Raw genomic sequence first — 22410 nt, 5'->3', positions numbered from 1 at the left:
CTCCAGCAGGTGATCCTGCACGTGCTCCGGCCCCGGAGCCCGCGCGATCACCTGCTGGAGGCGGACCACTTTCGTGTGGCGCGGGACCAGTTTCTCCGAAGATATGGACGTGGCGTACACATCCGTGGTTATATGAACGCACAGTCCACATCGAGACCAGGGAGCACCCCGTGAGCACCACAACCGAGACCAGCAGCACCGGCACCACCCGAGTCGCGCTCGTCACCGGCGGGTCCGGCGGCATCGGCCGCGCCGTCGTCACCCGCCTCGCCGCGGACGGCTACGCCGTCGCCGTCCACTACGCGGGCAACCAGGCCCGGGCCGACGAGGTCGTGGCCGAGGTCCAGGCCTCGGGCGGCCAGGCGATCACCGTCGGCGGCGACGTCGCGGACGAGACCGCGATGGCGGCCGCGTTCGACGCGACCGAGGCGGCGTTCGGCGGCGTCGACGTCGTCGTCAACACGGCCGGCATCATGATCCTGGGCCCGGTCGCGAGCTTCGACCTCGACGACCTCGACCGCATGCACCGCACCAACATCCGCGGCACGTTCGTCGTGGCGCAGCTCGCCGCGAACCGCCTGCGTGCCGGGGGCGCGCTGATCAACTTCTCGACGTCGGTGGCCCGGACCCAGTTCCCGAGCTATGCCCCGTACGTGGCCAGCAAGGCCGCCGTCGAGGGCATGACGCTGATCCTGGCCCGCGAGCTGCGCGGCAAGGACATCACCGTCAATGTGGTGGCGCCCGGCCCCACGGCCACCCCGCTGTTCCTGAACGGCAAGGACGAGCAGACCGTCCAGAACCTGGCGAACGCCGTGCCGCTCGAGCGCCTCGGCCAGCCCGAGGACATCGCCGAGTCCGTCGCCTTCCTGGCCGGCCCCGCGCGCTGGGTCAACGGCCAGGTCATCTACACCAACGGGGGCCTGGCATGAGCGCCGTCGTCGTCATCACCGGGGCGTCGAGCGGGTTCGGTGCGCTGACGGCGCGCGCCCTGGCCGCCGCGGGCAACACCGTGTACGCGGGCATGCGGCAGACCGAGGGGCGCAACGCGCCGCAGGTCGACGCCGCCGCGGCCTGGGCCGCCGAGCACCACGCGGACCTGCGCGCGATCGAGCTCGACGTGAGCTCGCAGGAGTCGGTCGACCGCGCCGTCGGGCGGATCGAGGCCGAGCACGGGAAAGTGGACGTGCTGATCCACAACGCCGGGCACATGGTGGTCGGCCCGGCCGAGGCGTTCACGCCGGAGCAGCTCGCACAGCTCTACGACGTCAACGTGCTGTCCACCCAGCGCGTGAACCGGGCGGTCCTGCCCGGTATGCGGCGGCGGGGTGCGGGGCTCGTGATCTGGGTGTCCAGCTCCAGCGTCAAGGGCGGCACCCCGCCGTACCTCGCGCCGTACTTCGCGGCCAAGGCGGGCATGGACTCCCTCGCGGTCTCGTACGCCGCTGAGCTGGCCCGCTGGGGCGTGGAGACGTCGATCGTGGTGCCCGGCTCGTTCACGAGCGGCACCAACCACTTCGCGCATGCGGGCCACCCGGCCGACGCCGCGGTGGAGGCCGAGTACGAGACCCGGTACGCCGGGCTGATGGGCCAGGTCGCGGAGAAGCTCGCGGCCCTGGCGCCCGACGCCGACGTGTCGCTCGTCTCCGACGAGATCGCCCGCATCGTCGCGCTGCCCGCCGGGCAGCGGCCCTACCGGGTGCACATCGACCCGGCCGACGACGGCTCCGAGGCGGTCTCCGACCTCGCCGACGAGACCCGGCGCGAGTTCCTGACCCGGGTGGGCCTCCCGGACCTGCTGCCGGGCGCGGCAGCGAGCGCGGCCCCGGCGGCCGCGACCCCGGACGGTCGGCAGGATGTCAGGTGATCGGCAACCCGGGCGACCGATCACCTGACATCCTGCCGACCGAGCGGATCGCCGACCGCCCCGCATCTACACTGGCGCGCAGCCCTGGCAGGGGAACTGGAGGAGGGCACATGACCGAGCAGGCGACGGCGTCCGGCGCCGAGCAGGCACCCGCCCGCAGTCGGGGCCGCGGTCGGCGGCCCGCCGACGAGGTGCGCGCCGACGTGCTGCGCACCGCCGGCGAGGTGCTGCTGGGCGAGGGCATCGCCGACCTGACGTTCGAGCGGATTGCGCGCCTGTCCGGCGTCAGCAAGACGACCCTGTACAAGTGGTGGCCCTCCAAGGGGGCGCTGGCCCTGGACGGCTACTTCCACGCGGTGCAGCACACCCTCGCGTTCCCCGACACCGGCGACATCCGGGCCGACCTGCGCGACCAGCTCCGCGCGTTCGTGCACCTGATGACCACGACGCCCGCGGGCCGCATCCTCGCGGAGCTCATCGGCCAGTCGCAGACCGACCCGGACCTCGCCGTCGCCTACCGCACGCTGTACTCGTCCGAGCGGCGCCGCCTCGCGGCCGAACGGCTGCGGGCGGCGCAGGAGGCGGGGCAGGTGCGCGACGACGTCGACGTGCAGGTGGTGGTCGACCAGCTCTGGGGCGCGGTCTACCACCGCCTCCTGGTCCCGGACGAGCCGGTCACGGAGCCGTTCGCCGATGCGCTGGTCGACAACGTGCTGACGGGTATCACCCACCCCCGGCGTTGACCACAGCAGTTCCTGCCACACGGCCGCCCTTCCTGGCAGCAACCGCTGTGCTCAACGCCGTGGGGTGGGTCGTCAGCCTAGGAGCAGGGTGAGCAGGAGGGAGGTCGGGAGCGCCAGGAGCATGCTCAGCAGCGTGATGTCGCGGACCGACGTCGTCGCCAGGCGGAAGTGGCCCGCGAACAGGAACACGTTCTGCGCTGTGGGCAGCGCCGCCATCAGCACCACACCGAGCAGGTCCAGGCCGTCCAGCCCGAACAGGAACCGGCCGACCACCCAGGCCAGCACCGGCATGACCAGCGACTTCAGGACCGTGCCCAGCACCACCTCGGCCCGGGCGTCGCGGCCGAGCGGCCGCTGACCGCGCAGCGACATGCCGAACAGCAGCAGGAGCAGCGGCACCGACGCCGCGCCCAGCATCTCGACGGGCTGCGCCAGCACCACCGGCAGGTCCAGGGAGAACGCCGCGGCCAGCAGGCCCAGCCCCGTCGCGACCGTCACCGGGTTGGCCAGCGACCGGCCCAGGGTCGCGCCCAGGGACCGGGAGGTCCCTTCGGGGACGACGCCGTCCGCGTCGGCCTCCGCGAACCGGGCCGCCCGCGCCGCCCGGTGCCGGCACCAGGCGAACACCGACAGGTACACCGGCGCGACCACCAGCAGCTGCGCGATCAGCACGGAGACCACCGGGGCCGCCGTCCCCACCGCGTAGAGCGCGATCGGCACGCCGATGTTGCCCGCGTTCACGTAGGAGCTCGCCATCGCCCCGGCCGCGACCGGGCCGGCGGGCCGCCGCAGCAGCCCGCCGGCGACCAGCGCGTACAGCAGCCCCGTGGCCGCCGCGGTGATCAGCGCGATCGGGGTGTAGGTGCGCAGCACGGCCCCCAGGTCGGCGTCCGACATGAGCTGGAACATCAGCGCCGGGTTGGTGATGTAGTACACCAGCGGTGCGATGCCGCGCTGCATGGCGTGGGCCTCGCCCGGCAGCAGCCACGCCGCGACGAGACCCACGCCCACCAGCACCAGCACGATCGCGAACCCGAGCAGCACCCCCGTCACGGGCAGGTTCCCAGCGGGCGCCTCATCGCACGAGGCACGGGCGCTTCGGGTCGAACTCCCACTCCGGCACCAGGTACTGCATCGCGATCGCGTCGTCGCGGGCGCCGAGCCCGTGCTCCAGGTACAGCTCGTGCGCGGCGGCCAGGCGCTCGCGGTCGAGCTCGACACCCAGCCCGGGCGTCGTCGGCACCTGGATCTCGCCGCCGGCGATCTGCGGCGGGGCCGTGGTCAGGCCCTGCCCGTCCTGCCAGATCCAGTGCGTGTCGAGCGCCGTGATCTCGCCCGGCGCGGCGGCGCCGACGTGCGTGAACATGGCCAGCGAGATGTCGAAGTGGTTGTTCGAGTGCGACCCCCACGTGAGACCGAACTCGTGGCAGAGCTGGGCCACGCGCACCGAGCCCGCCATGGTCCAGAAGTGCGGGTCGGCCAGCGGGATGTCGACCGCGCCCGCGCGCACTGCGTGCGCCATCTCCCGCCAGTCGGTGGCGATCATGTTGGTCGCCGTGGGCAGCCCGGTCGCCCGCTTGAACTCGGCCATGACCTCGCGGCCGGAGAACCGGCCCTCGGCCCCGCACGGGTCCTCCGCGTAGGCGACGACGCCGCGCATGCGCCGGCCCAGCCGGATCGCGTCCTCCAGCAGCCACCCGCCGTTGGGGTCGAGGGTGATCCGGGCGTCCGGGAACCGCTCCTTGAGCGCCACCACCGTGTCGACCTCGAGGTCGCCGGCCTGCACGCCGCCCTTGAGCTTGAAGTCGGTGAACCCGTAGCGCGCGGCGGCCGCCTCGGCGAGCCGTACCACGGCGTCGGGCGTCATGGCCTCCTCGCGGCGCAGCCGCCCCCACGCGTCGGACTCGTCGTCCCCGCGCAGGTACGGCAGGTCGGTCACGCCCGGGTCGCCCACGTAGAACAGGTACCCGAGCATCGGCACGGCGGTGCGCTGCACGCCGTCGCCGAGCAGCTCGGCGACGGGCACACCCAGGTCCTGGCCGTGCAGGTCGAGCAGCGCGGACTCCAGGGCCGTGACCGCGTGCACCGTGGTGCGCAGGTCGAAGGTCTGCAGCCCGCGCCCGCCCGCGTCGCGGTCGGCGAAGGTGCGGGCGACGTCGCGCAGCAGGGAGCGGTACCGCGCCACCGGCTGCCCGACGACGACCCGCCCGGCCTCCTCGATCGTGGCCCGGATCTTCTCCCCGCCGGGCACCTCGCCCAGCCCGGTGCGGCCGTCGGAGTCGGTGACGATCGCGACGTTCCGCGTGAAGAACGGGGCGTGCGCGCCGGACAGGTTCAGCAGCATCGAGTCGTGGCCCGCGACGGGCACGACCTCGACGGCGGCGATCGTGGGGTGGCTCACCGGGCGGCCTCGGTCTTGTCGGCCGCGGTCTCGGACGCGCCCAGCACCACGTCGAGCACGCCGTCCACCCGCCGCGTCAGGTGCCACGGGTTGTCCGACCGCAGCGGCTCCGGCAGCAGGTACTCCGGCAGGTTCTGGTAGGCCACCGGGCGCAGGAACCGCTCGATCGCGAGCGTGCCCACCGAGGTGGTGCGCCCGTCCGACGTCGCCGGGAACGGCCCGCCGTGCACCATCGCGTGCCCCACCTCGACCCCGGTGGGCCAGCCGTTGGCCAGGATGCGGCCCGCCTTGCGCTCCAGCACGGGCAGCAGGGTGGTCGCGGTCGCCGCGTCGTCCTCGGTGAGGTGCAGCGTCACGGTGAGCTGCCCCTCGAGCCGCTCGACGGCGGCCAGCAGCTCGGCGGGGCCGGAGTACCGGACCACGAGCGAGGCCGCGCCGAAGATCTCGGCCTGCAGCACGGGGTTGCTCAGCAGGGTCGGCACCGCGCTGGCGAACACCGCGGGGGCCGGGGCGTTCTTCGTCGCGCCGGGTGCCCCGGCGCCCACGAGCGTCACGCCGTCCTGCGCGGCCAGCGTGTCCACGCCGTCCTGCCAGGCGCGGGCGATGCCGTCGGTGAGCATGGTCTGCCCGGCGGCGGCGGCCGCGGCGCGCCCGGCGGCGGCCACGAACGCGTCGCCGCGCTCGCCGTCCGGCACGAAGACGAGGCCCGGGGCGGTGCAGAGCTGGCCCGACGAGCCGGTCACCGACGTGAGGTACGCGGTGGCGAGCGCGTCGACGTCGCCGGCCAGGGCGCCGTCGAGCAGGATCGTGGGGTTGATCGAGCTCATCTCGGCGTAGACGGGGATCGGCACGGGGCGGGCCGCGGCCGCCCCGACGAGCGCGAGGCCGCCGCCGCGGGAGCCGGTGAAGCCGACGGCCTGGATCACCGGGTCGGACACCAGGGCCTGGCCCACGACCTTGCCCGGCCCGTAGACCAGGGAGAACACGCCGGGGTGCAGGCCGCACGAGGCGACGGCGTCGGCCACCGCGCGGCCCACGAGCTCGGCCGTGCCGGGGTGCGCGTTGTGCGCCTTGACGACGACGGGGCAGCCCGCCGCCAGCGCGGAGGCGGTGTCGCCGCCCGCGGTGGAGAAGGCGAGCGGGAAGTTGCTGGCGCCGAACACGGCCACGGGGCCCACGGGCACCTTGCGCTGGCGGATGTCGGCGCGGGGCAGGGGAGCGCGGTCGGGCAGGGCGGGGTCGATCCGCACGCCGCGGTGGTCGCCCTGGCGCACGACCTGCGCGAACAGGCGGAGCTGGTTCGTGGTGCGGGCGACCTCGCCCGTGAGGCGGGCCGCTGGGAGGCCGGTCTCCCGCATGGCCCGCGCGACGACGTCGGGCGCGATCGCCTCGATGTTGGCCGCGACCTGCTCCAGGAAGCGGGCGTGGGGCTCGGGGGCGAGCGCGGAGAAGGAGGCGAAGGCCTCCTGCGCGGCGGCGGTGGCCTGGGCGACCTGCGCCTCGTCGAGCAGGGAGTAGGCGGGTTCGAGCCTCTGGGCGGTGGCCGGGTCCTGCCCGGCGAAGGTGCCGGCGGTGCCCTGCAGGGGCGCGCCGGCGACGATCGAGTGGCCGGTGAGCTGGGTCATGGAGTGTCTCCTAGGACGTTCGGGTCAGCCGAGGACGTTCGGTCAGCCGGCCAGCGTGTCGACGGCGGCGGTCGCGGCCGCGGCGGGGCGCACCCCGGCGGCGTCGATCAGGGCGCCGAGGTCCGCGAGGTCCTGGTCGGTGAGGTCCTGCAGGGGCGCGCGCACGCTGCCCATGTCGCGGCCGATCGCCTTCATGCCGCCCTTGACGATCGAGACGCCGTACCCCTTGGTGCGGTCGCGGATGTCGAGGTAGGGCAGCACGAACCGGCGCAGCTTCTCCGTGACCGCCGCGTGGTCCTGCGCCCGCACGTCGTGGTAGAACTCCAGGGCGAACTCGGGCACGAAGTTGTACATGGCCGACGAGTACGTGCTCATGCCGAGCTGCAGCAGCGGCAGGGCGTAGGTCTCGGCGGTGGGCAGCCCGCCCAGGTAGAACAGGCGGTCGCCGTTGGCGGCGTAGACGCGCGTGAGGTGCTCGATGTCGCCGATCGCGTCCTTGAACCCGATGAAGTTGGGGTGGCGCTCGGCCAGCCGCGCCACGGTCCGCGCGGAGTAGATCGCGTTGCCGCGGTTGTAGACGATGACGCCGAGGTCGGTCGCGGCGCAGACGGCGGAGGCGTGCTCCAGCAGGCCGTCCTGGTCGGCCTCGGTGAGGTACGGCGGCAGGAGCAGCAGCCCCTCGGCGCCGGCGTCCTGCGCGGCGCGCGCGTTCTGGATCGCCTGGGCGGTGTTGCCGCCCGCGCTGCCGAGCACCGGCGTGCGGCCGGCGGCGGTCTCGACGGCGAGCCGCACCACCTCGGCGGACTCCTGCGGCGTCAGGCTGAAGCCCTCGCCCGTGCCGCCGGCGGCGAACAGGCCGCCGATCCGGAAGCTCGACTGCCAGTCGATGTGGTCGCGGTAGCGCTCCTCGTCGATCCGCCCGTCCGCGGTGAACGGCGTGACGGGGAACGACAGCAGCCCGTCCTTGAGGGCGACGGCGAGCTCCTGGGGTGCATACGTGGCCAAGGGTGGCCCCCTCCTGTGACAGACGTCGGCGATGACATGCTGATCGGCTAGGTTCTCGCGGCCACGGTAAGAACCGTCCACGATGCCTGTCCAAGCCCAAAACGGCATCAACTCATGCCGCAACTGCATCGCTCAGCTATCGCATGGGGTCAGGACGAGGGGTGGAGGTAGCGCAGGAACTCGTGCAGGGCCGGGTTCTTCGAGCTCCGGTCCCAGATGGCGTGCAGCTCGACGACGCCGTGCGGCACGTCGAGCTCCACGAACGTCACGCCCGGCAGCCCCAGCAGGCGCGCCGACTCCGGGACGAACGCCACGCCGCGCCCGGCGGCGACCAGCGAGCACATCGTCAGGATCTGGCTGACGACGTGCACCACGTTGCCGTGCTCGACGGCGATGTACCGCACCACCATGTCGTAGAAGTACCGCGCCTTGGTGGGATGGTGGCCGACGACGGGCTGGTCGCGCAGGTCGGCGGCGGTCACGGGACGGTCCAGGCGGGTCAGCGCGTGGCCGGGCGGCACGGCGAGCACGAGGTCCTCGGACAGCAGGAGCCGGGAGTCGAAGCTCTCCTGGTCGAACGGTGGCCGGCCGAGCGCCAGGTCGAGCTCGCCGCGGCGGATCGCCTCGATCTGCTCGATCGTCACCAGCTCCTGGAGGTCCAGGTCGACGTCGGGCATGAAGTCGGTGATCTCCTGCACCAGCGTGCCCAGCAGGCTGAACCCCGAGGCGGCGGTGAACCCGAGGCGCAGCACGCCCGCGCGGCCCGCGGCGATCTTGCGGGCCAGGGCGGGGGCGGCGTCGGCGGCGGTCAGCAGGCGCCGGGCCTCCTCGAGGAACACGGTGCCGGCCGTCGTCAGCTCGACGTGCCGGTTGTCGCGCTCCAGCAGGGGGACGCCGACGGCGCGTTCCAGCTTCTGGACCTGGCGGCTCAGGGGCGGCTGGGTCATGTTGAGTCGTTCCGCCGCGCGGCCGAAGTGGAGCTCTTCCGCGACGGCGAGGAAGCAGCGGACCTGATCGAGGGTGTACACGATGGCCTTTCCGGGAACTGATGCATTCCGAGTATCAAGCAATGCAGTAAGAGGCTTAGACAGGCATCGTATGGGCTTCCTATGCTCAACGCCCGACCGGCAGATGCCCGTCGAAGATCTCAACGAGGAGAGCTGTGATGACAACTCCTGACCGCCGTAGCCCCCGCCTCCGCCGTGTCGCCCTGGGTGCCACCGCCGCGGCCGCGGCCCTGACGCTCGCCGCCTGCGGCGGCAACGTGGGCGCCGCCGGGGGCGGCGAGGGCGAGGACTTCCCGTCCGGCCCGGTGACCATCACCGTGGGGCAGGACGCCGGCGGTTCGACCGACCTCATCGCCCGCGCCGTGGCCGAGGGCATGGCCGAGGACCTCGGCGTCGCGGTCCCCGTCGTCAACCGGGCCGGGGCCAACGGCGCCGTCGCGACCGAGGAGGTCGCGGGCAAGCCGGCCGACGGGTACGAGCTGGTGCTGCTGAACGCCTCCCTCATCACGATCACGCCGCTCGCGGTGTCCGAGGACGAGGCCGTGGACCTGGCCGACCTCGACGTGATCAAGGGCCTCTCGCAGGACGACTACGTGCTGCTGGCCAGCGTGGACTCCGGGTTCGAGAACCTGGACGACCTCAAGGGCGCGTCCGGCGACATCAAGTACGGCACCACGGGCGTGGGCACCGGCTCGCAGCTCGCGCAGGCCGCGCTGTTCGCGCAGGCCGAGATCGACGGCACGCCCGTCCCGTTCGACTCGGGCTCGCCCGCGCTGACCGCCGTCGTCGGCGACCAGGTGCAGGTGGCCACGGTGCAGCTCGGCGAGGCCAAGCCGCAGATCGACGCCGGCAAGGTGGTGCCGCTGCTGGCCTTCTCGGCCGAGCGCAACCAGTTCCTGCCCGACGTGCCGACGGCCGTCGAGGAGGGCTACGACGTCCCGGTCTCGCAGTACCGCGCGCTGGCCGCGCCCAAGGGGCTGCCCGAGGACGTCAAGGCCCGGCTCGTCGAGTCGATCGACGCCGCCATCGCCTCGGACACCTACACCTCGTTCAACGAGAACAACCTGCTGACGCCGCACGAGATCTCGGGCGAAGAGGTCACCACCGAGTGGACCGAGCTCGCCGACAAGTACAAGGCGCTCACCGAGGAGTACGACATCAGCCTCGCAGAGGGCTGATCCCTCGTGGCAACGGCAACCAAGGAGGCACGCGTGGACGGCAGCTCGAACGGCAGGCCGGACGGCTCGGACGGCGCGGGTGCCGGCGGGGCGGACGGCGCCGCGGCCGTCGCGCCCGCCGACCCGGCCCAGGCGCTGGCCGAGGAGTGGGCCGAGGACGCCCCGCCGCCCGCCGGCCCGGTCGCGAACCTCGCGGCCGGCCTGGTGACGGCCGGCATCGGCGTCCTCGGGGCGGTGACGGCGCTCGGCCTGGGCCTCGGCACCCTGAACCAGCCGGGCGCGGGCCTGTGGCCGCTGGCGATCAGCGTCGCCGTGATCGTCCTGTCGCTGGCCCAGGTGTTCATCGGACGCCGGGGTGGCGACGGCGAGAAGTTCTCCCGGTACTCGTGGCTCTCCCTGGTGGGACTCGCGACCCTGCTGGGGCTCGTGGCGCTGCTGCCGGTGATCGGCTTCGAGATCCCCGCCCTGGTGCTGAGCCTCGTCTGGATGAAGTTCCTCGGCGGCGAGTCCTGGCGCTCCGCCGTCCTGTACTCGGTGCTCGTGGTCGGGGTGCTGTACGGGGTCTTCGTCGGGGCGCTCGGCACCAACGTCCCGCACCTCTTCTGACCGCACCGCAGGTCTGATCCGCAAGGGAAACGCACGTGGAATCACTGCAGAACGTAGCCGCCGGGTTCGCCGTCGTGCTCGAACCGACGAACCTGCTGTACTGCCTCGTCGGGGTGGTCATCGGCATGCTCATCGGGGTGCTGCCGGGTCTCGGCCCGGCGGCCACCATCGCCATCCTGCTCCCGCTCACCTACGGCGTGGAGCCGGTCACCGCCATCATCATGCTCGCCGGGATCTTCTACGGCGCCCAGTACGGCGGCACCATCACGTCCGTGCTGCTGCGCCTTCCGGGCGAGGCCAGCTCGGTGGTCACGGTCCTGGACGGGCATGCGCTCGCCAGGAAGGGCAAGGCCGGCACGGCGCTCGGCGTCGCCGCCGTCGGGTCGTTCATCGGTGGCACCGTCGCCATCGTCGGACTGACGTTCCTGGCCCCGGTCGTGGCGGGCTTCGCCCTCGACTTCGGGCCGCCCGAGTACGCCGCCCTGGCCCTGCTCGGCATCCTGCTGGTCTCGACCATCGCGTCCGGCGCCAAGGTCAAGGCGCTCATCGCCGCGGCGATCGGCCTGCTGCTGGCCACCGTCGGGCGCGACGCCTTCACGGGCGCCGAACGCTTCACGTTCGACAGCCTGAGCCTGGCCGACGGCATCGACTTCGTGCCCGTCGCGATGGGCCTGTTCGGCCTCGGCGAGATCCTCTACAACCTGGAGGAGCGGCACCGCGCCGTGCACGCGCCCGGCAAGGTCGCCAACGTCTGGCCGTCGCGCAAGGACCTCAAGGAGTCGTCGGGCGCCGTCACCCGCGGGTCGGTGCTCGGGTTCTTCCTCGGCATCCTGCCCGGCGGTGGCGCGACCATCGCCTCCATGGCCGCCTACGCGGCCGAGAAGAAGCGCGCCAAGGACCCGAGCCGGTTCGGCAAGGGCGCCATCGAGGGCGTGGCCGGGCCGGAGACGGCGAACAACGCCGCCGCCACCAGCTCGTTCATCCCGCTGCTCACGCTCGGCATCCCCGCCAACGCGACGATGGCGCTCATGTTCGGCGCGCTGCTCATCCAGGGCATCACGCCCGGCCCGCAGCTCGTGTCCGAGCACCCCGAGCTGTTCTGGGGCGTCGTCAACTCGATGTACATCGGCAACGTGCTGCTGCTGATCATGTCGATCCCGCTGGTCGGAGTGTTCGTCCGCATCCTGCGGGTGCGCGCGGCCATCCTGGCGCCGGTCACGGCCCTGATCACCATGATCGGCGCGTACACCATCAACAACTCCGTGTTCGACGTCCTGCTGGTCGTCGTCTTCGGGGCCGTCGGGTACCTGATGAAGAAGTTCGGCTTCGAGCCGGGGCCGCTCGTCCTGGCGTTCGTGCTGGGCTCGCTCCTGGAGTCCAGTCTGCGGCGCTCGCTGCTGATGTTCGACGGGTCGGCCGCCGGGTTCTTCACCCGGCCCATCTCCGCGACGCTGCTGGTGGTGTTCGTGGTGGTGGCCGTGCTGCCCCTGATCCGTGCCGTCCGTGAGCGGCGGGCGGCGGTGCCGGCCGGTGCCACGGCAGCGGCTGATGGGTCGTCCGACGGTGCGTCGGCGAAGAACCGAGAGGAAGAGTCCGTATGAGCATCGTCGTCGGCTACGTGCCCACGCCCGCGGGGGAGGCCGCCGTCCAGGCGGCGGTCGCCGAGGCCGGGCTGAGGGGCGAGGACCTCCTGGTCGTCAACTCGGCACGCGAGGGCGCGGTGGTCGAGACCACCGTGGCCGCCGAGGAGGACCTGGACCGGGTGGTCGAGCTGGCCGCCGCGGCGGGCGTGGCGGCCAAGGTGGTGCGCGGCACGCACCGGGACGACTTCACCGACGAGATCCTGGACCTCGCCGACCAGCACGACGCCTCGCTGATCGTGATCGGCCTGCGCCGCCGCAGCACGGTCGGCAAGTTCATCATGGGCTCGGTGGCGCAGCGCATCCTGCTCCAGGCCGACCGCCCGGTGCTGGCGGTCAAGCCGCCGCGCTGACGGCCGCCGTCGGCCGCCCTGCCGCCCGGCGGGCGCGGTGTTGACCACAGCAGCTGCTGCCAGGAGGCCGTCCCGCCTGGCAGCAGCTGCTGTGGTCAACGACTTCCCGACTCCGTCTCCAGGCGGCGGCGGGACGACGTCAGGTGGACCCGCATGGCCGCAGCCGCGGCCTGCGGGTCCTTCGCGTCGAGGGCGTCCAGGATGGCCTGGTGCTCCTGGACGACGGCGGTGAAGCGGCCGGCGTCGCGGTGCCCGTCGGTCGGCAGCGCCTCGTCGTCGGTGTGGCGGTCGAGGCGGCCGCGGGGCATCGCGATCATCTGCGGGCCCAGCCGGTCCAGCGCCTCCAGGAGGAACCTGTTGCCCGCGGCCTCCGCGACGAGGCGGTGGAACGCGAAGTCGTGCTGCATCGCGGTGGCAGGGTGCCCGTCGGACGACGCGAGCGCGCCCAGCCGGTCGGCGAGCGCCGCGAGCTGCGCGGGCGTGCGCCGGACGGCGGCCAGCGCCGCGGCCTCGGTCTCCAGCGCGATGCGGTACTCCACCAGCGCGAGCCGGTCGGCGAGGGACCGGGCGACGGGCGCGCCGTCGTCGTCCTCGGTGGGCGGGGTCAGGGCGTAGCTGCCGCTGCCGCGCCGGGTGTGGACCAGGCCCTCCAGGTTGAGGCGCGCGATGGCCTCCCGGACCACGGTGCGGCTGACCTGGTGCTCGACGGCGAGGCGCGGCTCGCTCGGCAGCTTCTCGCCGGGGGCGATGTCGCCGTTGACGATGCGCGCGCGCAGCGTCTCCACGAGGGTGCCGCTCAGGGTCTGGGCCATGGGCTCATGCTCCCATCTGACCCAACGTGTCAGACGTACAGATCCCTCGGGGGTCCTGTACGTCTGACACGTCGAGGGTGCGGTCGGTCAGGCCGGGCCGAAGGTGGCGCTGTCCGTGGTCCAGGCGCGGGCCTGCTCGCTGAACGTGACGCCCAGGCCGGGGCGGTCGGGGACGAGCATGCGGCCGTCCTTGGTCTCCAGCCGCTCGTTGAACAGCGGGTCGAGCCAGTCGAAGTGCTCCACCCAGGGCTCGCGCGGGTAGGTGGCCGCCAGGTGCAGGTGGATCTCCATCGCGAAGTGCGGCGCGAGGTCCAGGCCGGCCTGGTCGGCGAGCGTGAGCAGGCGCAGGAACTGCGTGATCCCGCCGACGCGCGGGGCGTCCGGCTGGATGATGTCGCACGCGCGGGTCGCGATGAGCCGCTCGTGCTCGGCCACGGAGGCCAGCATCTCGCCGGTGGCGATCGGCGTGTCCAGGGCGGCGGCGAGCGCGGCGTGGCCCTCGGCGTCGTACGCGTCCAGCGGCTCCTCGATCCAGACGAGGTCGAACTCCTCCAGGCGCCGGCCCATGCGCAGCGCGGTGGTGCGGTCCCACTGCTGGTTGGCGTCGACCATGAGCGGCACGTCGGCGCCGATGTGCTCGCGGACGGCGGCGACGCGCTCCAGGTCGCGCCGGTTGTCCGGCAGGCCGACCTTGATCTTGATGCCGCCGATGCCCTCGGCGATCGACCGGCTCGCGCGCTCCTTGACCTCCTCGATGCTCGCGTTGAGGAACCCGCCCGAGGTGTTGTACGTGCGCACCGAGTCGCGGTGCGCGCCGAGCAGCTTGGCGAGCGGCAGGCCCGCGCGCTTGGCCTTGAGGTCGTACAGGGCGATGTCGATGGCGGCCAGGGCCTGGGTCGCGACGCCGGAGCGGCCGACCGACGCGCCCGCCCACAGCAGCTTCGTGTACAGCTTGGCGATGTCGTTCGGGTCCTCGCCGATCGCGGCTTGCGCCACCTCCTTGGCGTGCGCGTACTGCGCGGGGCCGCCGGCGCGCTTGGAGTAGGAGAAGCCGAGGCCCTCGAACCCCTGCTCGGTGGTGATCTCCGCGAACAGGAAGACGACCTCGGTCATCGGCTTCTGCCGGCCGGTGAAGACCTTGGCGTCGGAGATCGCGGTGGCCAGCGGCAGCGTGACAGTCGAGAGCTGCACGGTCCGGATGGCGTCGGGCTGGTACGTCATGGCGCTCCTTTGCGGCGGGATGTTCGCTTGCAATCATACAAGTCCGAAACCTGTATGACTACATCGCGGCGCGTGCCGATGGCACGCTGGGCGCATGGCAACCCACCTCGTCGTCGGCGCCGGGCCCGTCGGCACCGCGCTCGCCCTCCGCCTCGCCCGCGCCGGGCGCACCGTGGCCGTGGTGACCCGCTCGGGCCGCGGCCCCGAGCACCCCCGCGTCGAGCGGGTAGCCCTGGACGCCACGGACGCGACGGCGCTCGCGGACGCCGCGCGGGGTGCCGGCGTGCTCTACAACTGCGCCAACCCCGGCTCCTACCAGGCGTGGAAGCGCGGCTGGCCCCCGCTGGCCGCGGCGGCGCTGCACGCCGCCGAGACCTCCGGCGCGGTGCTCGTGACGCTGAGCAACCTCTACGGCTACGGTCCGGTCGACGGCGTCATGACCCGGGACCTGCCGCCGGCGGCGTCCGACCACAAGGGCCGGCTCCGGGCGAGGCTCTGGCAGGAGGCGCTCGCCGCGCACCGCGCCGGGCGGGTGCGGGTCACCGAGGCGCGCGCGTCGGACTACATCGGGCCCACGGTGCCGGCGTCGCACGGCCTGCTGCCCATGTACGCGGCCGCGACGCTCGCCGGGAAGACCGCCTCGGTCATGGCCGATCCGGACCAGCCGCACACCTGGACCGCCGTCGACGACGTCGCCGCGACCCTCGTGGCGCTCGGCGCCGACGACCGCGCCTGGGGGTCGCCGTGGATCGTGCCCTCCAACCCGCCGGCGACCGTCCGCGAGGTGCTGCGGCAGCTCGGCGTGCGGGCCGGGACGGGGGAGCCGCGGCTGCGCAGGGTGCCGCGCGGCGTGCTCCGGGCCGGCGGGCTGGTGGTGCCGCTGCTGCGCGAGGCGCTCGGCGTGCTCTACCAGTTCGACCGGCCGTTCGTCGCGGACGGGTCGGCGACGACGGAGGTGTTCGGCGTCCGCCTGACGCCGTGGGCCGAGGTGCTGGACGCGACGGCGGAGGCCTGGCGAGCGCGGGCGGAGAACTGAGGCGGCGGGCTGAGGCGGCGGGCTGAGGTCGAGCGCGGAGTGCTGCCGCGGTCGGCGCGCGGGGCCGCCGCCGTCGGGCCCGTCCCCTTTGAGGCCTAAGTATCTTCGCTTAGGGGCGGCTCAAAGACAAGAAACTTAGGCCTCGAAGGAGAGAGGGGGGCGGCTGCTAGCATCGTCGCATGGCGATGACAAAGGTTCCGGACGATGTGAAGCCCGCCGAGTCCGAGGCGATGGCCGTCGCCTCGTACCTGTTCCACGGGTTCTCCGACCCGTCGCGGCTGGCGATCCTGCAGCACCTGGCCCTCGGTGAGCACCGGGTCGTGGACCTGACCGGGCACCTCGGACTGGCGCAGTCCACGGTGTCCAAGCACCTGGCGTGCCTGCGCGACTGCGGGCTCGTCGAGTCCCGGCCGGAGGGCCGGGCGTCGGTGTTCTCGCTGACCCACCCCGAGGCGACGCTCCAGGTGCTCGCCGCCGCGGAGCAGCTCCTGGCGCTGACCGGCGACGCCGTCGCGCTGTGCCCGGTCTACGGCGCGGACGGCTCGGCGGCGCACACGCCGGACGCGGTCGCGCACCCGTCCGGGGCGGCTTCGCACGCGGGCGGGACGACGGGGGCTACGTCATGAGCCACGGCCACGGACCCGGCGGCCACACGCACGGCGACGCGGGAGCGGCCGCGGGCGGGCGGCGGCGCCTGGCCGTCGCGTTCGGCATCACGGCGTCCGTCTTCGTGGCCCAGGCCGTCGGCGCCCTGCTCACCGGCAGCCTCGCGCTGCTGGTCGACACCGCGCACATGCTGACCGACGTCGCGGGCCTCGCCATCGCGCTCGGCGCGGCGTCGCTCGCGCTGCGGCCGCCGTCGCCGCGCCGCACCTGGGGGTTCCGGCGGGCGGAGATCCTGGCCGCGCTGGCGCAGGCCGCGGTGCTGCTCGCCGTCGGCGTCTACGCGCTGATAGAGGGTGTGAGCCGCCTGTTCGGACCGGCGGAGGCGCCCGGGCCGGGCCTGCTGGTGTTCGGCATCGTCGGCCTGGTGGGCAACGTCGTGGCGCTGCTCGTGCTCGCGGGCGGACGCTCGTCGTCGTTCAACCTGCGCGCCGCGTTCCTGGAGGTGGTCAACGACGCGCTGGGCTCCGTCGCGGTGATCGTGGCCGCCGTCGTCATCGCGACGACGGGCTGGCAGCGCGCCGACGCCGTCGCCGGCCTGGTCATCGCCGTGCTGATCCTGCCGCGGGCCGCCCGGCTGCTGGCCGACTCGGCGAGCGTGCTGCTCGAGTCGACCCCGCCCGGCATGGACCTGGACGAGGTCCGGGCCCGGCTGCTGGAGGTGGAGCACGTCGAGGAGGTCCACGACCTGCACGCGTCGCTCGTCGCCACCGGCCTGCCGACCATCAGCGCGCACGTCGTGGTGCGCGACGTGTGCTTCCGCGACGGGCAGGCGCCACCCGTGCTCGACGCCCTGCAGAAGTGCGTGGCCACCCAGTTCGACGTGCGCGTGGAGCACTCGACGTTCCAGCTCGAGCCCGCCGAGCACGCCCGGCACGAGGCGCCTACGCACGCCTGAGGCGCCGCTGGTCGAGCTTGTCGAGACCTGGGTCGCGAAGCGGGGTCTCGACAGGCTCGACCAACGAAAGCCGGGTCTCGACAGGCTCGACCAGCGGTGCGCCCGACCAGCGGGTTTGCTACCTCCCCGAGACCCCGCACACCCGCTCGACCAGGTCGCGCCAGCCCGCCTCGAACCGAGCCGTCGGCTCCGGCCCGGCCAGCTCCGGGCCGGCGAAGAGCTGGAGCAGCAGCGGGCCGTCCAGCGCGTACGCGAGCTGGCCCGCGAGCACCTCGATGTCGGCGCCCGGCAGGTCGACCTCGCGCAGCAGCACGCGCAGGTGGATCTCGGACAGCGGCCGACGCCGCCCGGCGGCGTGGCGCCCGTCGAGCGTGGCGCGCGCGACGGCGTGGTGCTCGGCGAGGAACCGGACCCGGGCCGTGCCGTAGGCGACGATCCGGTCGACCGGCGGCGCCCCGGGCCCGAGCGGCGGCGGACCGCTGAGCACCTGCTGCTGCAGGTCGCGCTCGGCGTCGTCGAGCAGCGCCTGGAAGATCCCCGCCCGCGACCCGAACCGCCGGAAGACCGTGCCCTTGCCGAGCCCGGAGCGCTCGGCCAGGAGGTCCATCGTGAGGCACTCGGGCCCCGACTCGGCCAGAAGCTCGCGCGCGCTGGCGAGCAGCAGCTCCCGGTTGCGCGCGGCGTCGGCCCGCTCCGGCCGCGGTGTGCCCCACGTCATCGGCGTGCTCATGTCCGGATGCTATCCGGCGGAGCTTAACCGGGGTAAAGTCCGGTTAGGCCGGCCAGGGGGTCGGCGCAGGCAGGAGGAGGACCAGATGTCAGACATGAACACCGAGATCATCGAGGCGTTCCGCGCCAACGCGGGCATCGTCGAGTCGCCCGTCGCGGGCGGGCACTTCGACGGCAAGCGGCTGGTGCTGCTGCACCACGTGGGCCGCGTGAGCGGCAAGCAGTACGTGACGCCGCTGGTGGCCGCGACCGACGGCGACGCCTACCTGGTCGTCGGCTCGATGGGCGGCGCGCCCAAGGACCCGGTCTGGGTGGCCAACGTGGAGGACGGCGCCGGCGAGACCACCATCGAGGTGGGCGACCAGACGCTGCGGGCGACCACCACGGTGGTGCGCCCGACGTCGCCCGAGTGGGAGCGGCTCTACGGGATCTGGGCCGCGTACTGGCCCGACGCCAAGGTGTACGAGACCCACACCGACCGCAAGTTCCCGGTGATCCGGCTCGAGCCCAAGGCCTGACCCGTTCAGCCCGGGCTGACCGACCGGACGAACTCCCGCACGCGCGCCGCCATCTCCTCGGGCACCTCGCCCACCGTGAAGTGACCGCCCTGTTCCAGGCGGTCGAACACGCGCAGGTCGAGGTAGTGGCGGCGCGCGAGCGACTCGGGGTAGCCGGCTTCGTGCCGCTGGACGAGCACCGCCGCCGGCACCGTCGTCGGCGCGATCGGGTCGGGCTGGTCGGCGCCCTCGTAGTAGGGCCGGAACGACGACGCGATGGTCTGGGTGGCCCAGTAGATCGTCGCCTCCGTGAGCAGGCGGTCGCGCGAGATGCGCTGCTCCACGGCGCTCGGGTCGCCGGGCGGGGTGTCGCTCCACTCGACGAGCTTCTCGGTGAGCCACGCCAGCAGGCCGGCGGGGGAGTCGTTGAGCGCCGTCGCGAGCGTGTCCGGCCGGGTGGCCTGGACGTGTCCGTAGGCGCCGTCGGTCTGGTGCTGCGCGGCGATGCCGTCGAAGAACTCCTTGGCCTCGGGGTCGTCGAGCTCCGCCCGCTCCGCGGTGGTCGGGAAGTGCGCGTGCGTGGCGACGATGCCCGCGACGTGCTCCGGGTACCGCGCCGCGATCAGGTCGCTGACGTTGGCCGTGACGTCCTCGCCGTACGTGAAGTACCGCCCGTGGCCGAGCACGTCGGTCATCAGCGCGTGCATGGTGGCGGCCAGCCGCTTCTCGGACATCTCGCCGTCCGAGTACGGCGTCGAGAACGCGAAGCCGGGCAGGCTCGCCACCACGACGTGGAAGTCGGGCAGCAGGTCCGCGAAGTCGAGCTGCAGGGCGAACGTGTGCGGCCACCCGTGCAGCACCAGCAGCGCGGGCGCGTCCGGCTGCTCGGAACGCAGGTGCGCGAAGTGCACGTCCGCGCCGTCGATCGTGGCGAGGAACTGCGGGTGCGTGTTCAGCCACGCCTCCCGCGCGCGCCAGTCCCAGCTGATCCAGTGGTCCACGAGCTCGTGCAGGTAGGCCGCCGTCATACCGGACGGCGGGCGCCGGGGCGAGTCGGCGGGGATCCGGCTGCGCGCCAGGCGGTCGCGCAGGTCGGTGAGAACCTGGTCGGGGACATGCACCGTGAAGGGCCGGGGCTCGCTCATCCCACGACGGTAGACGCCGCCACTGACATCGGCCGGGCGCCCGGCCCCGGGTACTTGGTACCCGGCGCCTGCCCGACGCCGTCAGGCCGTCCAGCTCCGCAGCCGCCGGGCGGCCGTGCCGTTGTTGCCGAGCTGGTAGACGCTGAGGCCCACGGGGGAGAAGGTGAACTCCTCGAACGGTCCGGCCTCCAGGGCGCTCATGTCGTCGAGCGTGGCCAGCCCGACGGTGACGTGCCCGACGTAGCTCGCACCGCTGTGCTCGGGGACGTAGTGCTCGATGTAGTCGATCGTGTCCTGGTTGATCTCGGGCTCGGCGTCGGTGCGCACGTACGCGTCAGCGGTGCCCCCGTCCTCGCTGAACGGCGCCACGGCCGCGATCAGCCGGGCCTGGAACTCCAGGACCTCGGGTGACGGCCGCACCACGATGCCGGCCAGGCCCACACCCCTGTCCTTCGCCAGCGCGATGTGCCGGATCCCGGTCGCGGTGAGCGCGAGGTCCCCCAGCTCCACCGAGTCGAGCACGGAGCCCACGGCGTCGTACACCTCGGTGAGGTCGGCACTGCGGACGTATCGCTGCAGGGTCGTGACGTGCGGCTGATGGTGCTCGTCGAGAGCGAACCCGACGGGCAGGCTCTCCCGCATCGCGGCGTTGACGGCCTTGGCCCGGGTCATCATCGTCTGGTCCGGGTCGATCAGGACGTCGATCGCGGTCAGGTCGGTCATGTCGTGCACCTCCTACGGTTCGACGAGCGCCTCGCGGCTCCGCCGCTGCTCGTCCGGGCCGATGCCCAGGCCATCGGCGAAGTAGCTCTCGATCGACCCGAACCGCTGGTCCATCTCGTCCAGGGCCGAGCGCAGGTAGGCCGGCTGGACCCCGAAGACCGGCTCCAGCAGCACCGGGTCGCCGCCGGCGGCCCGGAACTGCTCGAAGAGCGGTTTGAGCGCCGGCAGCAGGTCACGGTTGGTCAGCTCGTAGTCGTGGAACACGTCGGCCTCGGACACCCCGAGCAGCAGCAGCGTCGCCGCCGCGGCCCAGCCGGTGCGGTCCTTGCCGGTCGTGCAGTGGAACAGCGCCGGCCGGCTCACGTCCTCGGCCATCGTGGTGAAGAAGGCGCGGTAGGCACCGAGCGCGCTGGGCAGGCTCACGATCTCCCGGTAGCCGCCCTCGAACAGCTGGGCCGACCGGCCGTCGCCGAAAAGCCGTTCCGCCGCCGCGGGGTCGCCCAGCGCCTGGAGCACCAGCGCCGGTGCGGCGCCGGTCCGGTCCTGCAGGACGTCGCACACGACGACCTCGGTGCCCTCGGGGACGACGTCGGGCTCGGCCGCCCGTTCGTCCGCCGTCCGCAGGTCGAACACGACGCGGACACCGAGGTCGGCGAACCGCTCCAGGTCCGCGCCCTGGAGGTGCGTGAGGTCGGTGGACCGGTACAGCTGGCCCCGGCGCACCCGCCCGCCCGTCGCCGTCGGGTAGCCACCGATGTCCCGGAGATTGGGGACGGCGGGGATGTCGATCCGCTGTCCTGGGTCTGGTGTCCGCTGCGCGCTGCTCATGCCGGTCCTCCTGCGGCGGGTGTGCGGCCCCCGAGCAACACGATGCCTCCGCCACGGGCCCACCGCATCCGCTGCGGCGGGCCACCACGCCCCGCCGTCGGCCCGCCCGCCGCGCCCCACGTGTCAGACGTACAGGTCACCCGGGTGACCTGTACGTCTGACACGGGAGGTGGTCAGGGCTGGACCGTCACCTTGAGCGTGCCCGCCGGGCCGGCCCGGAACGTGAGCTCGGCACCCGTCGTCGGCTCGGTCCAGGACGAGCCCGCCGCGAACGGGGCGTCGTCCAGGCCGTCCGCCGAACCCGGCGTCGAGTCGACCACCCGGACCGGGCCCTCGCCCGACGGCACGGACGTGTCCACCGTGTACACCAGGGCGCCGCGCGCCTCGATGCCCTCGTCGTAGCCCACCGGCTGCCGGTTCTCGACGACGACGGCGCGCGTCTCCGACACCGGGTAGACCACCATGGCGGCCTGCCCCGGGAGCGCCTCACCCGAACGAGCCACCGGCGCCAGCCGCGCCGACGTCGTCCGGTCGTCGCCCGCGCACACCACCTGGGCGTCGTCGAGCCAGCCGAGCTGCCAGCGGTGCCAGGCGAAGTACTCCGGGCCGGCGCCCGAGATCAGGCCCATCAGGTCCCAGCCGCCGACCGCGGCGTGGTAGTTGCCCGGGTCCTCCGGCGGCGCCTCGAACAGGTAGAGGTCGGGCAGGCCCAGCGTGTGCCCCGACTCGTGGGCCAGGACCAGCCCGCCCCAGCGCCACTGGTCGTAGCCGAACGTCACGGCGTGCGTCAGGTGGTTGCCGTCGGCCGTGACGTCCAGGAAGTTCGTCGTGGGCGAGTACGTGATGTTCGGCGCCTCCCTGGTGGCCGTCACCCACACGACGTCCACGTCGGAGAAGTCGAACGTGTCGTCGGCGGCCGCGATCGCGTCGCCGATGTACCGCACGTGGTCCTCGTAGCTCAGGCCCCGCTCGAACGGGTACGACGTCGACGGCTCCGGCATCCGCACCCAGCCGTCCGACGTCGTCGTGGTCACGTCCAGCCGGCCGCCCGAGACCCGCTCCAGGTACTCCACGCCCGACGCGAGGTTGGCCTCCGCCTCGTCCGCGGAGGCGGCGGAAGCCGGGTGGTCGTCGAAGTCCACGAGCAGCAGCGCCGCCTTGAGGTCGCCGACGGCGGGGAGCGCCTGGTCGTCGACCGGGAACCCCGAGCCGAGGCCGCCGACGGCGGCGGGCAGGCGGCAGGCGTCGGACGCCGGGGCGGCGACCGCGGAGGACGGCGGGGCGGCCGCCGCGCCCGCGGGCACGGCGCCGAGGGCAAGGGCGCTCGCGGCGATCGCCGCGAGCGGTAGAGCCAGGGACTTCCGGACGGCTCGCTGGTTCATGCGTGCTCTCCTGTTCGCTGGTCTGACGGTTCGCTGGTCGTGCGTCGGTGGAAC

The 22410-nt window shown here is 73.3% G+C and carries 23 protein-coding genes; 11 read left to right on the top strand and 12 right to left on the bottom strand.

What is annotated here, in order from left to right; all coding sequences use genetic code 11:
• Window positions 1-170 precede the first annotated feature (170 nt).
• From H291_RS0127760 to H291_RS0127750, 3 genes are all read left to right on the top strand, one after another.
• Window positions 171-929 carry an SDR family oxidoreductase gene (locus tag H291_RS0127760; protein ID WP_020018302.1) on the top strand — a complete coding sequence of 253 codons (759 nt, stop codon included), beginning with the start codon at window positions 171-173 and terminating at the stop codon, window positions 927-929.
• On the top strand, window positions 926-1864 hold the full coding sequence (locus tag H291_RS0127755; protein WP_020018301.1) for an SDR family oxidoreductase: 939 nt from the start codon (window positions 926-928) through the stop codon (window positions 1862-1864). The genes H291_RS0127760 and H291_RS0127755 overlap by 4 nt, the downstream gene beginning before the upstream one ends.
• 110 nt (window positions 1865-1974) lie before the next feature.
• Window positions 1975-2607: a TetR/AcrR family transcriptional regulator gene (locus H291_RS0127750; RefSeq protein WP_020018300.1), complete on the top strand. Its 633-nt coding sequence runs from the start codon at window positions 1975-1977 to the stop codon at window positions 2605-2607.
• Between the two features lie 72 nt (window positions 2608-2679).
• On the opposite strand, the gene H291_RS0127745 is transcribed toward H291_RS0127750, so the two are convergent.
• The 5 genes from H291_RS0127745 to H291_RS0127725 form a co-directional block, all read right to left on the bottom strand.
• Entirely contained in the window at window positions 2680-3660 is a 981-nt protein-coding gene (locus H291_RS0127745) for an AEC family transporter (RefSeq protein WP_020018299.1), read from the bottom strand.
• A gap of 22 nt (window positions 3661-3682) precedes the next feature.
• The gene (locus tag H291_RS0127740) at window positions 3683-4951 is read right to left on the bottom strand and encodes an enolase C-terminal domain-like protein (protein ID WP_051109657.1); all 1269 of its coding nucleotides are present in this window, start codon (window positions 4949-4951) and stop codon (window positions 3683-3685) included.
• Window positions 4952-5004: 53 nt separating this feature from the next.
• Window positions 5005-6633 carry an aldehyde dehydrogenase (NADP(+)) gene (locus H291_RS31925; RefSeq protein WP_020018297.1) on the bottom strand — a complete coding sequence of 543 codons (1629 nt, stop codon included), beginning with the start codon at window positions 6631-6633 and terminating at the stop codon, window positions 5005-5007.
• A gap of 42 nt (window positions 6634-6675) precedes the next feature.
• Window positions 6676-7638 (bottom strand): 5-dehydro-4-deoxyglucarate dehydratase, encoded by a 963-nt coding sequence (kdgD, locus tag H291_RS0127730; RefSeq protein ID WP_020018296.1) that lies wholly within the window; start codon window positions 7636-7638, stop codon window positions 6676-6678.
• Window positions 7639-7787: 149 nt separating this feature from the next.
• Window positions 7788-8666, bottom strand: a complete 879-nt coding sequence (locus H291_RS0127725; RefSeq protein ID WP_020018295.1) for a LysR family transcriptional regulator — start codon at window positions 8664-8666, stop codon at window positions 7788-7790.
• A gap of 137 nt (window positions 8667-8803) precedes the next feature.
• Here H291_RS0127725 and H291_RS0127720 point away from each other — a divergent pair, with 137 nt between their 5' ends.
• Genes H291_RS0127720 through H291_RS0127705 form a run of 4 tightly spaced genes read left to right on the top strand, consistent with a single transcriptional unit; the run spans window position 8804 to window position 12422 of the window.
• Window positions 8804-9823 carry a tripartite tricarboxylate transporter substrate binding protein gene (locus H291_RS0127720; RefSeq protein ID WP_020018294.1) on the top strand — a complete coding sequence of 340 codons (1020 nt, stop codon included), beginning with the start codon at window positions 8804-8806 and terminating at the stop codon, window positions 9821-9823.
• 33 nt (window positions 9824-9856) lie between these two features.
• Window positions 9857-10429, top strand: a complete 573-nt coding sequence (locus H291_RS0127715) for a tripartite tricarboxylate transporter TctB family protein (RefSeq protein ID WP_020018293.1) — start codon at window positions 9857-9859, stop codon at window positions 10427-10429.
• A gap of 35 nt (window positions 10430-10464) precedes the next feature.
• Complete coding sequence (locus H291_RS0127710; RefSeq protein ID WP_020018292.1) at window positions 10465-12030, top strand: tripartite tricarboxylate transporter permease; 1566 nt, start codon at window positions 10465-10467, stop codon at window positions 12028-12030.
• Window positions 12027-12422 (top strand): universal stress protein, encoded by a 396-nt coding sequence (locus H291_RS0127705; protein ID WP_020018291.1) that lies wholly within the window; start codon window positions 12027-12029, stop codon window positions 12420-12422. Before H291_RS0127710 ends, H291_RS0127705 begins: the two co-directional genes overlap by 4 nt.
• 95 nt (window positions 12423-12517) lie before the next feature.
• Here H291_RS0127705 and H291_RS0127700 read toward each other — a convergent pair whose 3' ends face one another.
• Both H291_RS0127700 and H291_RS0127695 read right to left on the bottom strand, forming a co-directional pair.
• A complete protein-coding gene (locus tag H291_RS0127700) occupies window positions 12518-13234 on the bottom strand; it encodes a FadR/GntR family transcriptional regulator (RefSeq protein ID WP_020018290.1) in 717 nt (238 codons plus the stop codon).
• A gap of 87 nt (window positions 13235-13321) precedes the next feature.
• A complete protein-coding gene (locus H291_RS0127695) occupies window positions 13322-14455 on the bottom strand; it encodes an L-talarate/galactarate dehydratase (RefSeq protein WP_020018289.1) in 1134 nt (377 codons plus the stop codon).
• Window positions 14456-14549: 94 nt separating this feature from the next.
• Here H291_RS0127695 and H291_RS0127690 point away from each other — a divergent pair, with 94 nt between their 5' ends.
• From H291_RS0127690 to H291_RS0127680, 3 genes are all read left to right on the top strand, one after another.
• Window positions 14550-15491 carry an NAD-dependent epimerase/dehydratase family protein gene (locus H291_RS0127690; protein WP_020018288.1) on the top strand — a complete coding sequence of 314 codons (942 nt, stop codon included), beginning with the start codon at window positions 14550-14552 and terminating at the stop codon, window positions 15489-15491.
• 179 nt (window positions 15492-15670) lie between these two features.
• Window positions 15671-16117, top strand: a complete 447-nt coding sequence (locus H291_RS0127685; RefSeq protein WP_051109652.1) for an ArsR/SmtB family transcription factor — start codon at window positions 15671-15673, stop codon at window positions 16115-16117.
• Window positions 16114-17052, top strand: a complete 939-nt coding sequence (locus H291_RS0127680) for a cation diffusion facilitator family transporter (RefSeq protein ID WP_020018286.1) — start codon at window positions 16114-16116, stop codon at window positions 17050-17052. Before H291_RS0127685 ends, H291_RS0127680 begins: the two co-directional genes overlap by 4 nt.
• A 118-nt stretch (window positions 17053-17170) precedes the next feature.
• Here the strand turns inward: H291_RS0127680 and H291_RS0127675 are convergent, their stop codons facing one another.
• The gene (locus H291_RS0127675; RefSeq protein ID WP_026366197.1) at window positions 17171-17782 is read right to left on the bottom strand and encodes a TetR/AcrR family transcriptional regulator; all 612 of its coding nucleotides are present in this window, start codon (window positions 17780-17782) and stop codon (window positions 17171-17173) included.
• An 85-nt stretch (window positions 17783-17867) separates the two neighbouring features.
• On the opposite strand from H291_RS0127675, the gene H291_RS0127670 reads away from it, so the two are divergent.
• Window positions 17868-18299, top strand: coding sequence for a nitroreductase/quinone reductase family protein (locus tag H291_RS0127670; RefSeq protein ID WP_026366196.1), 432 nt, complete (start codon window positions 17868-17870; stop codon window positions 18297-18299).
• A gap of 5 nt (window positions 18300-18304) precedes the next feature.
• Here the strand turns inward: H291_RS0127670 and H291_RS0127665 are convergent, their stop codons facing one another.
• The 4 genes from H291_RS0127665 to H291_RS31920 form a co-directional block, all read right to left on the bottom strand.
• On the bottom strand, window positions 18305-19423 hold the full coding sequence (locus H291_RS0127665; protein WP_020018283.1) for an epoxide hydrolase family protein: 1119 nt from the start codon (window positions 19421-19423) through the stop codon (window positions 18305-18307).
• Window positions 19424-19504: 81 nt separating this feature from the next.
• Window positions 19505-20146 carry a hypothetical protein gene (locus tag H291_RS0127660; protein ID WP_020018282.1) on the bottom strand — a complete coding sequence of 214 codons (642 nt, stop codon included), beginning with the start codon at window positions 20144-20146 and terminating at the stop codon, window positions 19505-19507.
• Between the two features lie 12 nt (window positions 20147-20158).
• Window positions 20159-20974: a tyrosine-protein phosphatase gene (locus H291_RS0127655; protein ID WP_020018281.1), complete on the bottom strand. Its 816-nt coding sequence runs from the start codon at window positions 20972-20974 to the stop codon at window positions 20159-20161.
• 173 nt (window positions 20975-21147) lie between these two features.
• Window positions 21148-22356: a M6 family metalloprotease domain-containing protein gene (locus H291_RS31920; RefSeq protein ID WP_020018280.1), complete on the bottom strand. Its 1209-nt coding sequence runs from the start codon at window positions 22354-22356 to the stop codon at window positions 21148-21150.
• Window positions 22357-22410 lie beyond the last annotated feature (54 nt).

The organism is Promicromonospora sukumoe 327MFSha3.1 (genome assembly GCF_000385135.1).
GTDB lineage: Bacteria > Actinomycetota > Actinomycetes > Actinomycetales > Cellulomonadaceae > Promicromonospora > Promicromonospora sukumoe_B.
This window is presented reverse-complemented; position numbering and strand designations above follow the sequence as displayed.

What these genes read in the sequence shown, in the direction of transcription:
- H291_RS0127675 (WP_026366197.1), bottom strand. Translation starts at nt 17,782, where the DNA reads ATGAGCACGCCGATGACGTGGGGCACACCGCGGCCGGAGCGGGCCGAC.
- H291_RS0127655 (WP_020018281.1), bottom strand. Translation starts at nt 20,974, where the DNA reads ATGAGCAGCGCGCAGCGGACACCAGACCCAGGACAGCGGATCGACATC.
- H291_RS0127665 (WP_020018283.1), bottom strand. Translation starts at nt 19,423, where the DNA reads ATGAGCGAGCCCCGGCCCTTCACGGTGCATGTCCCCGACCAGGTTCTC.
- H291_RS31925 (WP_020018297.1), bottom strand. Translation starts at nt 6,633, where the DNA reads ATGACCCAGCTCACCGGCCACTCGATCGTCGCCGGCGCGCCCCTGCAG.
- H291_RS0127700 (WP_020018290.1), bottom strand. Translation starts at nt 13,234, where the DNA reads ATGGCCCAGACCCTGAGCGGCACCCTCGTGGAGACGCTGCGCGCGCGC.
- H291_RS0127750 (WP_020018300.1), top strand. Translation starts at nt 1,975, where the DNA reads ATGACCGAGCAGGCGACGGCGTCCGGCGCCGAGCAGGCACCCGCCCGC.
- H291_RS0127695 (WP_020018289.1), bottom strand. Translation starts at nt 14,455, where the DNA reads ATGACGTACCAGCCCGACGCCATCCGGACCGTGCAGCTCTCGACTGTC.
- H291_RS31920 (WP_020018280.1), bottom strand. Translation starts at nt 22,356, where the DNA reads ATGAACCAGCGAGCCGTCCGGAAGTCCCTGGCTCTACCGCTCGCGGCG.
- H291_RS0127755 (WP_020018301.1), top strand. Translation starts at nt 926, where the DNA reads ATGAGCGCCGTCGTCGTCATCACCGGGGCGTCGAGCGGGTTCGGTGCG.
- H291_RS0127670 (WP_026366196.1), top strand. Translation starts at nt 17,868, where the DNA reads ATGTCAGACATGAACACCGAGATCATCGAGGCGTTCCGCGCCAACGCG.
- H291_RS0127685 (WP_051109652.1), top strand. Translation starts at nt 15,671, where the DNA reads ATGGCGATGACAAAGGTTCCGGACGATGTGAAGCCCGCCGAGTCCGAG.
- H291_RS0127660 (WP_020018282.1), bottom strand. Translation starts at nt 20,146, where the DNA reads ATGACCGACCTGACCGCGATCGACGTCCTGATCGACCCGGACCAGACG.
- H291_RS0127705 (WP_020018291.1), top strand. Translation starts at nt 12,027, where the DNA reads ATGAGCATCGTCGTCGGCTACGTGCCCACGCCCGCGGGGGAGGCCGCC.
- H291_RS0127680 (WP_020018286.1), top strand. Translation starts at nt 16,114, where the DNA reads ATGAGCCACGGCCACGGACCCGGCGGCCACACGCACGGCGACGCGGGA.
- H291_RS0127740 (WP_051109657.1), bottom strand. Translation starts at nt 4,951, where the DNA reads ATGCTGCTGAACCTGTCCGGCGCGCACGCCCCGTTCTTCACGCGGAAC.
- H291_RS0127690 (WP_020018288.1), top strand. Translation starts at nt 14,550, where the DNA reads ATGGCAACCCACCTCGTCGTCGGCGCCGGGCCCGTCGGCACCGCGCTC.
- H291_RS0127720 (WP_020018294.1), top strand. Translation starts at nt 8,804, where the DNA reads ATGACAACTCCTGACCGCCGTAGCCCCCGCCTCCGCCGTGTCGCCCTG.